The following is a 12,946-nucleotide window of genomic DNA, read 5'->3' as shown; positions in this document are numbered from 1 at the left end:
TGAAGTTTTTTATAATGATCTTTCTTCAAACAAATGACCATAGGAACTTAAAATTCTAGCTAAATCGATCCAAGTAAGACTAATTGTTTTGGTATTATCATTGGGATGCACACCAACTAAATTGTTTTCTTCCATTGCTGCTTGATCGACAATCAGGGGAATTTTATTACTTTGATCATTAAGCAGGCTAAATGGGGAAACAGCCCCTGTTTTAACTTGCAGTTTTTCTTCTAGTTCAGCTTCAGTAGCGAAGGTTAAACTAGAGGAGAGTAATTCAGCTTTAGCTTTTTGCCAATCGATTTTTTTATCTTCGGGTAACATTAGTAGATAATAATTTTTGGCGTTACGGGTTTTAATAAAAAGAGTTTTACATTTAGCAAAATCTTCATCTTCTAAGTATTTATCTACCTCTTTAGTTGTAAAAACTGCTGGATGAGAGAATACTTGATAGTTAATATCATGATCATCTAAAAGTTGTAATATTTCTTGAGTATGCATATTTTCCTCCTAATAAAAAAGTCAGGATTTTACTCCTGACTGATAACTATTTACGCTTTTGCTTACCTTTGTTGCGGTTACGTAGGTTTTGGTGTAATTCTTTCTTAGCTTCGCTGCTGGCAGTACTTTGTCCACTAGCAGTATTAAACAAAGCATCCACTTTTTCTTTAGTAACAACAGTTTCAATTGGCTTGTCTTTTAGTTCATCAGCAATATGCTTCTTAACACTAGGTGTAAGGACAAAGGTAACGATTACTTGTTGGATAATCATTACTAAGTTACCAGCAGCCCAGTAAAGAGCTAAGGCACCAGAGAAGGATAAACTGAAGAACAAAGTCATAATTGGGTTAACAATCATCATTGATTGCATGGTCTTCTTTTGTTCTTCTGGAATACCAATTAGTGAGATATAACCTTGAATAACGGTAAAGACAGTCGCAATAATGGCTAAAACAACAGATTTGGAACTTAGAGAAATACCAAAGAATTTGGATTGTGCCAATTGAGGTGAATAGAATACCGCTTGATAAATTCCCCACATAATTGGTAACTGAATAATTAATGGCAAGCAGCCCATTCCACCAGTTAATGAAACTTGGTTTTTAGAGTAAAGCTCTCTTTGCCAAGTTGATAAAGTCATTTGTTGGTCAGGGGTGATCCCCTTGTGTCTCATTGCATTTTGAATCAACTTCATTTGCGGTTGCAGACGAGCCATTTTTTCCTGTTGACGTACACTCTTGTTTTGCTGTACTAACATCAATGGCATCAAGATTACACGTACAACTACCGTAATAATCACGATTCCCCAACCAGCACCATTATCGCCGCCAATCATGTGCGCGGTTTGAATCATGATATTTTGTAAAGGTCGGCCTAACCATTGGTAAACCCAACCGTAAATACCGCTGTGCGGTGCAACGTGTGGATCAGTTGTTGCCCCACAGGCACTTAATACAAGAGTAGCTACTGCTAATAAAGCCAGTACTCCAGCGTATCTTTTAATTTTTTTCATTTAAATAAATCACCACTTAATTTCTATCTAAAAATGTATGTCTCTAATATAATACATGAAAATCATGCATTTTTTCTACACCTGGAACCGATTCTTGACTAATATTTTGAATTTGGGCAAATCCAGATGCAGTAGGTAGTTTTTCAATAAAGCGGTCGATTTTATCACTGTCTGCTTGTAAATAGATTGTAACGGTACCATCTGCATTATTTTTAACAGTGCCAGGAATACCCATCTTGTTAGCTAATGCCATGGTTGACCAACGAAAGCCAACGCCTTGAACTAAGCCTGAACAAATTAATTTTCTTGTTTCCATTTTTATCTCCCTTATTTAAATTAAGTTCAACTTTGATTTTAGCATGATCAAAATAGATTATCAGTTATAATAGATTTTGAATACAAAAAGGAGAAAAATATGCAACAAATTAGTTCAGTTAATAATGCAACGATTAAGAAATTAGCGAAGTTAAAGCAAAAAAAATATCGTGATGATGAAGGTTTATATTTAATTGAAGGTTTTCACTTGTTTGAAGAAGCACTTAAAGCTGGTAAAAAATATCAGTATATCTTAGGTACTGAAGAAGCACTTGATCAAGCAGATAGTGAATATGAAGTTGATTTAAGTGGGAAGAATGTCGTATTAATTAACAAAGCGATTGCTCGCCACTTAAGTTCGACTAAGAATTCTCAAGAAATTTTTATGGTATTAAAAATTGATCAACCAAAAGAATTTCCATTTAACTATGGTAAATGGGTTTTGCTCGATAATTTAGCTGATCCAGGTAATGTCGGGACAATCATTAGAACTGCGGATGCAGCTGGCTTTGATGGAGTAATCCTTTCACCAGAGAGTGCTGACTTATACAATCCTAAGACGCAACGAGCAATGCAGGGCAGCCAATTCCACATCGATTTAATTAAACGTGATTTGGCTGACGTAATCACTGATTTTCAAGCTGCTGCTATTCCAGTTTATGCTTCAATGCTTGACCGCTCAGCTAAGCAATTACCTGATTTTGAAAAAGTGCCACAACTTGCCTTAATTATTGGGAACGAGGCGCATGGCATAAGCGAAACAATTGCTTCTTTAGCTGATGAAAAGCTTTATATTCCAATTAAAGGACAAGCTGAATCGCTTAATGCCGCTGTTGCAGCAGGGATCATGATCTATCACTTTGCTTAGCACTTGTAATTAGTAAGTAGATCTACTATAATAATTTTAGTAATACTAAAAAGTATTTTATATAATAGTATTTTTACTGGAATTATATAATACGGAGGGACTTACCTATGCAAGAAGTTAAAGAGAAAAAGGACGCAGCTCCTTGTAAACCAGAAGATTATGAATTATGTGGTCATTTTGTTAGTGCGTTTAAGATTATTGGCAAAAAATGGAATGGCTTAATCATCAGTTCTTTGTGTGATACACAAGATATGCGCTTTAAGGACTTGGCACGAACTGTCGAGGCTTGCAGCGACCGTGTCTTAGTTGAACGTTTGAAGGAACTTGAAAAGGACGATATTGTTAAAAGAAGCGTCGATCAAAGTACCGGTATTATTTCATATGGTTTGACTGAAAAAGGTGCGGAACTTAAGCCTGTTTTTGATCAAGTACATAATTGGGCAGATAAATGGGCTTAAGCTATTGACATTAAGTAAGCATAGAAGTATATTACTTATTGTAAGTTGCTTATTTAAAATAAGATTAGGTGAAAGGAGTACGAAAATGAAATCTTTAAGTATGATGAATGTTAATACTGACTGTTGTTCTTGTGTATCTAACATTATTTTTAATACTCAAGAACTCAGTTTTCGTATTTCCGAATAGCTTTAATCCAGAGATCAAAAAGATTTACGTTAGCTGAAAAGACGTAGATCTTTTTTATATTGTTTAAAGAGACCTATGGGAGTAGGTCTTTTTTTGTATGATTGGGGGATTTTTAATGAATTGGACAGTTATCCAGCAAGCTCTACCAATATTTGCGCGCGGCTTTGAACTGACCTTATGGCTTTCATTGATTGGCATTGTTGGCTCAATTATCGTGGGCATTATTGTCAGCTTAGTACAATATTTTAAACTACCAGTACTAAGTCAAATTTCAACGGCATATGTTGAATTAGCTAGAAATACACCGCTTTTAATTCAACTTTTCTTTTTATATTATGCCTTTCCAGTAATTGGCTTAAAAATGTCCGCTGAGGTCTGCGGCATCATTGGCTTAATCTTTTTAGGTGGAGCATATATGGCTGAAGGCTTTACCGGTGGTTTTAATGGCGTAAGCCCTAGTCAGATTAATAGCGGTAAAGCATTGGGAATGAACAACTTACAATTAGCTCGCTATGTGGTTTTTCCACAAGGATTTAGCCTAAGCATGCCGGCTTTAACCGCCAATATTATTTTCTTAATTAAGGAAACCTCGATTTTTTCAGTAATTGCAATTCCGGAGTTAACTAATACAGCCCTTGACTTGATTGGGATGTATTACCATTCAAATGAATATTTATTGATGCTGGTAATTGCTTATGCGATTATTTTGATTCCAATTATTTTATTATTAACTTGGCTTGAGAGGAGAGTACGGTATGCTTCATTCGGGGATTAATGTTTTGTTTGAAGGAAGTAACTTTGCCCGTTTGATGGCAGGGCTATGGACCTCGATTTGGATTGCAGCTTTGTCACTAGTAATTGGCTTGGCTGTAGGAACAATTTTTGGTATTTTGAGAACTTTTAAAAATCGTCCATTGCGTTTTGTTTTGCGGTTGTACTTAGAATTCTTCAGAATTGTGCCAACCGTAGTTTTACTGTATTTGGTTTATTATATTTTGCCAAGAAGCTTGCACGTCAATTGGCCAGCTACTTGGATGGCGGTATTAGCTTTCTCAATGTGGGTAGCTGCTGAGTTTAGCGATATTGTTCGTGGTGCATTGGAATCAGTACCCAAAACGCAGCGTGAATCCGGCTTAGCGTTGGGTCTAAATCGCCTGCAACTGTTCCGTTATGTCTTGTTGCCTCAAGCAGTTAAGTTAGAACTACCAGCAACAATCAACTTGGCTACTAGAGTAATTAAGACCACTTCTTTATTAATGATTATCAATATCATGGAAGTAATCAATGTCGGTCAACAAATCATTGAAGCAAATAATCAACAATATCCAGCTGGTGTGTTCTGGGTATATGGCTTTATCTTTATCTTGTATTTTATTTTGGATTATCCCTTGTCTGCATGGGCAAAACGATTAACTGCTAAGAATTAGGTGAATGAAATGACAGAAGAAGTTTTAAGAGTAGAACATTTAAATAAATTTTATGGCAAGTATCAAACTTTGTTTGATATCAACTTTAGCTTAAATAAAGGCGAGGTATTGACCTTATTGGGACCTTCTGGTTCAGGAAAAAGTACTTTGCTGAGAACGGTGAATGGGCTTGAAGAATATGAGGGTGGCGCAATTTATTTTCACGGTAAAAAAATAAATCCTAGTCCGAAGGAATGGCAATTGTTGCGCCAAAAGATTGGGATGGTCTTTCAAAGTTATGACTTATTTCCCAACTTATCCGTGATGGAAAATATTTTATTGGCACCGGTAAAAGTTCAAAAACGTGATGAAGCTGAAGTTAAACAAGAAGCAGTTAAGTTATTAGAGCAAGTCGGTTTAGCTAATTATGCAAAGGCATATCCGCGTGAATTATCAGGTGGACAAAAGCAAAGAATTGCGATTGTGCGTGCTTTGATTATGCATCCCGAAGTAATGCTCTTTGATGAGATTACTGCTTCGCTTGACCCTGAAATGGTTCGCGGCGTGCTAGATATCATGCAAAGATTATCTGATAACGAACATATGACGATGATCATTGTTACGCATGAGATGAACTTCGCTGCGAGAATTGCCGATAAGGTGCTATTTTTAGAAGACGGAAAAATTTTGGAAGAGACACCAGGCAAAGAATTCTTTACTAAACCTCAGACTAAGCGGGCACAAGAATTTTTAGAGAGTATGGATTTTTAGGTGTGAATGATGGCAAAAAAGATTTTTAATTGGATCATGGCTGTCCTCTTTGCGGTAGTTGTGGTAATTGCTGGTTATTTTGGAATTACGCGACCAGGAATTAACGGCACTGCTTCAGGCGACAGATGGAATAATGAAAATAATGTATCTTCAATTAAACGTCGTGGCTATTTAAGAGTGGCTGTCTTTGGCGATCTACCGCCTTATGGCTGGGTTAATTCACAAGGTAAGCGTGTTGGCTATGACGTGCGCCTAGCTCGCAGAGTGGCGAAAGATTTGGGCGTAAAACCTAAGTTTATTCAAGTTAATGCCAATAATCGAATTGATACCTTGAATTCTAATAAGGCTGATATTGTTTTGGCTAACTTCACTTTGACACCAGAGCGTAAAAGCGTGGCTAGTTGGACTAAGCCATATATGAAAGTATCGGTTGGGGTGATTTCCCCTAAGTCAGCTCCGATAACTAGTCCAAAACAATTGAAAGGAAAAAGCGTGATCGTTACTAAAGGGACGACAGCAGAGAACTATTTTACTAAACAAAAAGGCGTAAACTTGCTTAAGTTTGACTCGAAAACTCAGCAGTTTAACGCGATTAAAAATGGCCGTGGTGCAGCTTTGGCCGATGATAATTCTTATCTGTATGCTTGGGTTAAGCGTAATCCTAAGTTTACTGTTGGAATTAAAACTATTGGCCCTAACCAATACATCTCTGGTGCGGTGAAGAAGGGCAACAAGTCACTGCAAAAATGGATGGATCGTGAGATTACCAAATTGAATCGCGAAAGCTTCTTTACTTACGATTATAATAAAGAATTGAAGCCATACTTTGGTAAGGAAATTAGACCAAGTGACATTGTTTTGCCACAAGGTAAATAAAAAGCTTGCAAGAAACAGGTAAAAGAAATATCATATTAATTAATTACTGAGATCAAGACTAGTAGCAGATATTTTTTCTGAACAGAGAGTCTTCTTTCAAAAGCTGCAAGAGAAGATAGAAAGAACGCTGTGAATTTCATCTTGGGAGTAGGATCTAATCAATTCCGGTATTTCACCGTTAACGAAAACTTAAGTGTGGGCGTATTGCGTCCAAACTAGGGTGGTACCGCGACGCTTCGTCCCTATTGGAGACGGGGCTTTTTTGTTTTGAAAGGAAAGATTTAATGGACTTATTTGATAAGTTAAAAGAGCTCCATGAAGAAGGGCTTAAGCAAATCAACAAGGCTAAAGACGAAAAAACTTTGAATGATGTCAGAGTTGAACTTGTTGGTCGTAAGGGCGAATTAACTAAGATTTTGCACTCAATGCGTGAAGTTGCGCCAGAAAACAGACGTGAAGTTGGACAAAAGGTTAACGAATTACGTGACCTGTTCAATGCTCAATTAGACGAAGCTAAGGAAAAGATTGTCAAGGCTGTTCTAGCTAAGAAGCTTGAAGATGAAAAAATTGATGTTACTTTGCCAGGACGTGAAGCACACCTTGGTTCTAAGCATCCAATCAACATCATCTTGGATGACCTTGAAAGCTACTTTATTGGTATGGGCTATCAAGTAGTTCAAGGTCCAGAAATTGAAACTGATCACTACTGCTTTGAAATGATGAATATCCCTAAGGATCACCCAGCTCGTGACATGCAAGCTACTTTCTACATTGATGATGAAGATTTGCTTAGAAGTCAGACCTCAGGTGATCAAGCTAGAGTCCTAGAAAAGCATGACTTCTCAAAGGGTCCACTTAAGATGGTTGGTCCAGGTAAGGTATACCGCCGTGATGATGATGATGCTACTCACTCACACCAATTCATGCAAATGGAAGGTTTAGTAGTAGATAAGAACATCACGATGAGTGACTTAAAGGGTACCTTGGAAATGATTTCTAAGCATGTCTTTGGTCAAGATCGTGAAACTCGTTTGCGTCCAAGCTACTTCCCATTTACTGAGCCATCAGTTGAAATGGACGTTTCATGCTTTAACTGTGATGGTAAGGGCTGCCCAATTTGTAAGTACACTGGCTGGATCGAAGTTTTAGGTGCCGGAATGGTTCACCCTAATGTTTTGGAAAATGCTGGCATTGATTCAACTGTTTATGGTGGTTTTGCCTTCGGTGTTGGTCTTGATCGTTTCGCTATTTTGAAATACGGTATCGATGATATTCGTGACTTCTACACCAATGACGTACGTTTCTTAGAACAATTCCGTAAGGAGGAAAGATAATAGATGTTAGTTTCATATAACTGGTTAAAAGATTTTCTTGATTTAGATGGTCAAGATCCATACGAATTAGCAGAAGAAATTACTCGTAGCGGGGTTGAAATTCCTGACCGTATTCACCCAATGGATGGCTTAAAGAAATTAGTTGTCGGTCATGTCCTTGATTGTGAAGGCGTTGAAGGTACTCACTTACATTTAACTCACGTTGATGTCGGCGAAGATGAACCTTTACAAATTGTTTGTGGTGCACCTAATGTTGCTGCAGGCGAAGATGTGATTGTTGCTCTTCATGGTGCCCGCATTGCTGGCAATGAAAAGATCAAGAAGGGTAAGATCCGCGGCATGGAAAGCTACGGCATGATCTGTGGCTTGCAAGAAATTGGTTTCAGCGACAGCGTTGTGCCAGAAAAATTTGCGGATGGTATTTATGTCTTCCCAGAGGATGCGGAAGTTAAGCCAGGTCAAGATATTTATGAAGCACTTGGCATGGATGACTATATCTTAAATTTTGATATTACACCTAACCGTGCTGATACTTTGAGTATGGAAGGCGCAGCTTATGAAGTTGGCGCAATTATTGACCAAAAGCCAAAGGTTGAAGAAAAGGTTGTCTTAAAAGAAGATGGTCCAGCCTGGACAGATTCACTCGATGTTAAAGTTGATGAAAAGCTTGCACCTAAGTTTTACTTACGTAAGCTCGAGAATGTTAAGATTCAAGACTCACCACTTTGGTTGCAACGTCGTCTTTGGAATGCAGGCATTCGTCCAATTAACAATGTAGTTGACGTTACTAACTATATCATGCTGTTAACTGGTCAACCAATGCATGCTTATGACGCTAAGACTTTTGCTAACGGAAAGTTTGAAGTAAGACTTGCTAATAAGGATGAGAAGCTTACTTTGCTTAATGAAAAAGAAGTTGACCTTGACCCTAAAGATATCATCATTACCGATGGTAAAAAGCCAGTAATGATGGCTGGTGTCATGGGTGGACTTGATTCAGAAATCACTTCAGAAACTACCGATGTCATTCTTGAATCAGCCATCTTTGATCCAACTTTAGTCAGAAAGGCAGCACTTCGTCACGCTAACCGGACCGAAGCTTCAAGTCGCTATGAAAAAGGCGTTAACTGGGATGCCGCTGAAAAGGCAATTAACATGGCTGCGCTTTTACTTAGAAATGACGCTGACGCTACTGTTGATGAAGGTATTCTTAAGGCAACTGACCAAAAGCGTGAACCAGTTGTGGTTAAAACTACTGCTTCATACCTCAATAAAGTATTGGGCACTAAGTTATCAGTTGATGAAATTGTAAAGATTTTTGACCGTCTTTGCTTTAAGGTAGATGTTGATGGTGATAATTTAGCTGTCCATGTACCAAATAGAAGATGGGATATTTCAATCCCAGCCGACTTAGTTGAAGAAGTAGGCCGGCTTTATGGCTATGACAACCTTGAATCTACTCAACCTGTTTTGCCAGAAACTCATGGTGGCTACTCAGAAAAAGAAGAAATGATGCGCCGCATGAAGGCAATCGTTGAAGGACAAGGCTTGATGGAAGCTATTTCTTACTCATTGACTTCACCTGAAAAGGCCGTTCGTTACACTAAGGATCCAAAAGAATTAGTTGAAGTTAAATCACCACTTAACTCAAGCCGTTCTGCAATGCGTGAGAATTTGATGACTGGATTGGTAGATGCTGCTAGTTACAACTTTGCTAGAAAGCAAACACAATTAGCTTTATTTGAACAAGGCAGAACTTATGACCATGATGGTGGTAAATTCAACGAGCATGAACATTTAGCAGCTATTTACTCTGGCAATACTTTTGCGGAAAATTGGCAACATTTAACCCAAAAGGTAGACTTCTACTTTGTTAAGGGACAGTTAACCAATTTGTTCAATGCAATTGGTATTGATCCTGAAAAAGTGGTTTATGAGGCTAAAGGCATTAAGGGGATGCACCCAACTAGAACTGCAGGAATCTATATTGATAAGCAATATGTTGGGATGATCGGAATGATTGCTCACGCTGTAACGATTGCTGATAAGGCACTTCGTGGTAGCGAGCTTTATGGCTACGAAATTGATCTCGATACAATTATTCCAATGTTAACTAAGGGCGTAACTGCAGTGCCTGCACCTAAGTTCCCAGCAATTCAACGTGACCTTTCACTTTTAGTTGATAAGCCAGTTACTAACCAAGGAATTGAAAACGTCATTAAATCTAATGCTGGTAAGTACTTAACTGAACTTAAGGTAATCGATGTTTATGCTGGTGCTCACATTGATGTTGGTAAGAAGAGTATTGCTTACAACTTAACCTTCTTGAACAGAAAAGATACTTTAACCGACGATGTTGTCAATAACGCGATGGATAAGATTGTTGCTGCTCTTGAAAATGATCTTGCGATTAAAGTTCGTTAAAGGTTGACATTATTGACGTAAATTAATATTATTGATCAGTGCAAGATAAAGAAAATTAATTTCTGAGGAGTTAAAAATATGCCTGAAAAATCTTATCCAATGACTGCTGAAGGTAAAGAAAAACTTCAAGCAGAATTAAAGAACTTAAAATTAGTTAAGCGTCCAGAAGTTATTGAACGTATTAAGGTTGCGCGTTCATTCGGTGACTTGTCAGAAAACTCCGAATATGACGCAGCTAAGGACGAACAGAGTCACTTGGAAGACAGAATTGCGCAAGTTGAAGAAATGCTTAAGTATGCGCAAGTTGTTGATGCAGAAAGCGTTGATCCTAACGAAGTTTCAGTTGGTAAAACAATTACCTATACTGAAGTTGGTACTGATGATCCAGAAACTTACACTATTGTAGGTAGTGATGAATCAGATCCATTGAATGGCAAGATTTCTAACGATTCACCAATTGCTCAAGCTTTATTGGGCAAAAAGAAGGGTGAAACCGTATCAATTACCACTCCTGGTGGCAAGTTTGACGTTGTAATTAACGAAGTTAAAGCCTAATAATAAAAAGGGAGGGTAGCTATGACTATCTTCCTTTTTGTTTTTTTGAAAGGATTTTAAAATGAGAACAGTTGGTATTATTGGCATGGGCCATGTTGGTGCAACCGTTGCCTATACTTTATTTACGCACAGTATGGTTGACGAACTGATTTTAATTGATAAAAATGAAGCTAAAGTAAATGCTGAATACAATGACTTGCATGATACTTTGGCTAGAAATGATAGCTATGTTAATGTGCGAAAGCAAGATTGGGACGGCTTAGAAGATGCTGACATTATTATTACCGCTTTTGGTGATATTGCGGCTTCAGTTAAGACAGGCGACCGCTTTGGTGAGTTTGAATTAAATGCAAGAAATGCCAAAGAAGTTGGTGCAGATATTAAAGAATCAGGCTTTCACGGCGTTTTGATCAATATTTCTAATCCATGTGATGCAATTACTCAAATTTTGCAAGAAACTTCTGGTTTAAAGAAGAATCGCGTCTTTGGTACTGGTACTTTCCTTGATACTGCAAGAGTTCAAAGAATAATTGGTGAAAAACTTGGTCAAGATCCACGTAACGTAGAAGGCTTCGTTTTAGGTGAACATGGTTCTTCACAATTTACAGCCTGGTCAACGGTAAGAGTTAACAACAAGATTGCTTTCCAATTGTTTGGTGATGAAGAACAAGAAAAGATTAGTGAACAATCAAATAAGAATTCCTTTATTGTGGCTAAGGGAAAGGGCTATACTAGCTATGCTATTGCCACTTGTGCTACTCGTTTAGTTCAAGCAGTCTTTAGCGATGCTCATCTATATTGTCCTGTTTCAGTTTATAATCCTGAATACAAGACTTATATTGGTTATCCAGCTATTATTGGTCGCGACGGCATTGAGGAAGAAATTGAATTAAAGCTTACTTCTGAAGAAAAAGAAAAGTTGCAAGCTGCTGCAGATAAGATCAAAGAACACTTGAAGCAATTGAAGAAATAAAAAATAGTCATTATAAAAAAATAAGGCGAGAATTACAGTCATTGTAGTTCTCGTCTTATTTATTGCTTATTTTAGTTTTACATCCCAAGCGGCAATTTGCTTGTTGCCGTAGTATTTCTTGTAAATTTGCTTGGTCTTTTTGGTCTGGTATGCTTTAACAATTTCTTGATAAATCTTTTTATTTTTATCCTTGGTGCGGGCGCAAATAATATTGATCCATTGCTCAGAGTCTTTATTCAATGGTTCGACAAAGATAGTTTGCTTGTCACCTAGATGTGCAGGGCCAGCAAAGTCATTGTTGACGACAGCGGCATCAACATCATCGATCACGCGGCTAGTTTGTTCAGATGCAACTTCTTTAATTTTGAAGTGGTTAGGATTGGCAGTAATATCTGCAACAGAGACCAATACTTTGCCCTTCTTCAATTTGATCAACCCGGCATTTTTCAAAACAAAAAGTGCTCTCGATTCATTGGTGGGATTGCTGGGGACCACAATTGTTGCTCCTTCAGGTAGTGCATTTAGGCTATGATATTTTTTGGAATATAAGCGAATAGGTGAGATATAGGTTTTACCGATTGCAGTAATTCCGCCATGGTTGGCTTTGTTCCAGGCGTTGAGGAAAGCATAGTGCTGGAAGGCATTCAGATCAACGTCACCGGATTTAAGTGCCTTGTCAGGTTGGTCATAACCATCAAAACTTTTAGTGGTTAAAATAATCCCATATTTCTGTTTGACGGTTTGAGCAACGCTTTTCCAGATTGCAATGTCACCTTTGCTGGCACCAACGATTCCTACGCTAACTTTGGTTTGACCGTTGCTTTTTGGCGTCCAAAAGAAGCTGAAGTAACCAGCTACGATAATCAATAAGCTAACAATGGTGCCAATAATAATATTCCGCTGTCTTCTTTTTCTCATTTTTCTTTCTCTCATATGCAAAAAAAGCACCCATCCTCAAAGGACGAGTGCTTCGTGTTACCACCTTTATTTGCCAGCTATTTACATAACTGACCTCAATAGCTATCTAACAATAGCTTGCATTGTTAACGAGAGCAACCCCGATACTAGCTAAATATCACTAGTATAATCATTCTGAATCCATCTTCATTAAGTAGTTTCTTTTACTTCTCACCAACCAGTAATTCTCTGTAAGAAAGCTAGCTATAATTACTCTATTCATCAAGATTTTTTAATTATTGCTATTAATTTATCATCTCGTTTTAATTTTGTCAAATAAATTTTTTTACTTGTAAGTGTCAATATTTTTGC

Annotated in this window: 14 protein-coding genes and 2 other annotated features; of the genes, 10 read left to right on the top strand and 4 right to left on the bottom strand. The window is 37.7% G+C overall.

Features of this window, described 5'->3' with window-relative positions; translation table 11 throughout:
- Positions 1 to 9: 9 nt before the first annotated feature.
- The 3 genes from CP367_RS04410 to CP367_RS04400 are packed head-to-tail and all read right to left on the bottom strand — an operon-like array spanning position 10 to position 1,826.
- Positions 10 to 498, bottom strand: a complete 489-nt coding sequence (locus CP367_RS04410; RefSeq protein WP_065989624.1) for a YbaK/EbsC family protein — start codon at positions 496 to 498, stop codon at positions 10 to 12.
- A gap of 46 nt (positions 499 to 544) precedes the next feature.
- Positions 545 to 1,510, bottom strand: coding sequence for a membrane protein insertase YidC (yidC, locus tag CP367_RS04405; protein WP_089143224.1), 966 nt, complete (start codon positions 1,508 to 1,510; stop codon positions 545 to 547).
- 43 nt (positions 1,511 to 1,553) lie between these two features.
- On the bottom strand, positions 1,554 to 1,826 hold the full coding sequence (locus tag CP367_RS04400; protein WP_005723409.1) for an acylphosphatase: 273 nt from the start codon (positions 1,824 to 1,826) through the stop codon (positions 1,554 to 1,556).
- A 99-nt stretch (positions 1,827 to 1,925) separates the two neighbouring features.
- Between CP367_RS04400 and CP367_RS04395 the strand changes: the two genes are divergently transcribed.
- The 10 genes from CP367_RS04395 to CP367_RS04350 all read left to right on the top strand — a co-directional run bounded on the left by CP367_RS04395 (position 1,926) and on the right by CP367_RS04350 (position 11,677).
- Positions 1,926 to 2,693 carry an RNA methyltransferase gene (locus CP367_RS04395; protein ID WP_089145996.1) on the top strand — a complete coding sequence of 256 codons (768 nt, stop codon included), beginning with the start codon at positions 1,926 to 1,928 and terminating at the stop codon, positions 2,691 to 2,693.
- Positions 2,694 to 2,800: 107 nt separating this feature from the next.
- Positions 2,801 to 3,151, top strand: a complete 351-nt coding sequence (locus tag CP367_RS04390) for a helix-turn-helix domain-containing protein (protein ID WP_005719866.1) — start codon at positions 2,801 to 2,803, stop codon at positions 3,149 to 3,151.
- 302 nt (positions 3,152 to 3,453) lie between these two features.
- On the top strand, positions 3,454 to 4,113 hold the full coding sequence (locus CP367_RS04385) for an amino acid ABC transporter permease (protein ID WP_089143222.1): 660 nt from the start codon (positions 3,454 to 3,456) through the stop codon (positions 4,111 to 4,113).
- On the top strand, positions 4,094 to 4,765 hold the full coding sequence (locus tag CP367_RS04380) for an amino acid ABC transporter permease (protein ID WP_013086654.1): 672 nt from the start codon (positions 4,094 to 4,096) through the stop codon (positions 4,763 to 4,765). The genes CP367_RS04385 and CP367_RS04380 overlap by 20 nt, the downstream gene beginning before the upstream one ends.
- Positions 4,766 to 4,774: 9 nt before the next feature.
- Positions 4,775 to 5,515, top strand: a complete 741-nt coding sequence (locus tag CP367_RS04375; protein ID WP_089145997.1) for an amino acid ABC transporter ATP-binding protein — start codon at positions 4,775 to 4,777, stop codon at positions 5,513 to 5,515.
- Between the two features lie 6 nt (positions 5,516 to 5,521).
- Positions 5,522 to 6,391 (top strand): transporter substrate-binding domain-containing protein, encoded by an 870-nt coding sequence (locus CP367_RS04370; RefSeq protein WP_023488240.1) that lies wholly within the window; start codon positions 5,522 to 5,524, stop codon positions 6,389 to 6,391.
- Positions 6,392 to 6,430: 39 nt separating this feature from the next.
- Positions 6,431 to 6,638, top strand: a binding site (T-box leader).
- Between the two features lie 37 nt (positions 6,639 to 6,675).
- Positions 6,676 to 7,725 (top strand): phenylalanine--tRNA ligase subunit alpha, encoded by a 1,050-nt coding sequence (gene pheS, locus CP367_RS04365; protein ID WP_089145998.1) that lies wholly within the window; start codon positions 6,676 to 6,678, stop codon positions 7,723 to 7,725.
- A gap of 3 nt (positions 7,726 to 7,728) precedes the next feature.
- The gene (pheT, locus tag CP367_RS04360; RefSeq protein WP_089145999.1) at positions 7,729 to 10,149 is read left to right on the top strand and encodes a phenylalanine--tRNA ligase subunit beta; all 2,421 of its coding nucleotides are present in this window, start codon (positions 7,729 to 7,731) and stop codon (positions 10,147 to 10,149) included.
- A 78-nt stretch (positions 10,150 to 10,227) separates the two neighbouring features.
- A complete protein-coding gene (gene greA, locus CP367_RS04355) occupies positions 10,228 to 10,704 on the top strand; it encodes a transcription elongation factor GreA (RefSeq protein WP_005719856.1) in 477 nt (158 codons plus the stop codon).
- A gap of 61 nt (positions 10,705 to 10,765) precedes the next feature.
- On the top strand, positions 10,766 to 11,677 hold the full coding sequence (locus CP367_RS04350; RefSeq protein WP_005727148.1) for an L-lactate dehydrogenase: 912 nt from the start codon (positions 10,766 to 10,768) through the stop codon (positions 11,675 to 11,677).
- A gap of 66 nt (positions 11,678 to 11,743) precedes the next feature.
- Here CP367_RS04350 and CP367_RS04345 read toward each other — a convergent pair whose 3' ends face one another.
- Positions 11,744 to 12,595, bottom strand: coding sequence for a lipoprotein (locus CP367_RS04345; RefSeq protein WP_089143603.1), 852 nt, complete (start codon positions 12,593 to 12,595; stop codon positions 11,744 to 11,746).
- A gap of 36 nt (positions 12,596 to 12,631) precedes the next feature.
- Positions 12,632 to 12,869, bottom strand: a binding site (T-box leader).
- Positions 12,870 to 12,946: the final 77 nt, after the last annotated feature.

The organism is Lactobacillus sp. UMNPBX16, assembly GCF_002553775.1.
Taxonomy (GTDB): domain Bacteria; phylum Bacillota; class Bacilli; order Lactobacillales; family Lactobacillaceae; genus Lactobacillus; species Lactobacillus crispatus.
Note: the sequence above shows the minus strand (reverse complement) of the source record. Positions and strands in the feature narration are given on the sequence as shown.

Coding starts and splice junctions, on each gene's coding strand:
- CP367_RS04395 (WP_089145996.1), top strand. CDS start 1,926: ATGCAACAAATTAGTTCAGTTAATAATGCAACGATTAAGAAATTAGCG.
- CP367_RS04375 (WP_089145997.1), top strand. CDS start 4,775: ATGACAGAAGAAGTTTTAAGAGTAGAACATTTAAATAAATTTTATGGC.
- CP367_RS04370 (WP_023488240.1), top strand. CDS start 5,522: ATGATGGCAAAAAAGATTTTTAATTGGATCATGGCTGTCCTCTTTGCG.
- CP367_RS04380 (WP_013086654.1), top strand. CDS start 4,094: ATGCTTCATTCGGGGATTAATGTTTTGTTTGAAGGAAGTAACTTTGCC.
- CP367_RS04350 (WP_005727148.1), top strand. CDS start 10,766: ATGAGAACAGTTGGTATTATTGGCATGGGCCATGTTGGTGCAACCGTT.
- CP367_RS04410 (WP_065989624.1), bottom strand. CDS start 498: ATGCATACTCAAGAAATATTACAACTTTTAGATGATCATGATATTAAC.
- yidC (WP_089143224.1), bottom strand. CDS start 1,510: ATGAAAAAAATTAAAAGATACGCTGGAGTACTGGCTTTATTAGCAGTA.
- pheS (WP_089145998.1), top strand. CDS start 6,676: ATGGACTTATTTGATAAGTTAAAAGAGCTCCATGAAGAAGGGCTTAAG.
- pheT (WP_089145999.1), top strand. CDS start 7,729: ATGTTAGTTTCATATAACTGGTTAAAAGATTTTCTTGATTTAGATGGT.
- CP367_RS04345 (WP_089143603.1), bottom strand. CDS start 12,595: ATGAGAAAAAGAAGACAGCGGAATATTATTATTGGCACCATTGTTAGC.
- CP367_RS04400 (WP_005723409.1), bottom strand. CDS start 1,826: ATGGAAACAAGAAAATTAATTTGTTCAGGCTTAGTTCAAGGCGTTGGC.
- CP367_RS04385 (WP_089143222.1), top strand. CDS start 3,454: ATGAATTGGACAGTTATCCAGCAAGCTCTACCAATATTTGCGCGCGGC.
- CP367_RS04390 (WP_005719866.1), top strand. CDS start 2,801: ATGCAAGAAGTTAAAGAGAAAAAGGACGCAGCTCCTTGTAAACCAGAA.
- greA (WP_005719856.1), top strand. CDS start 10,228: ATGCCTGAAAAATCTTATCCAATGACTGCTGAAGGTAAAGAAAAACTT.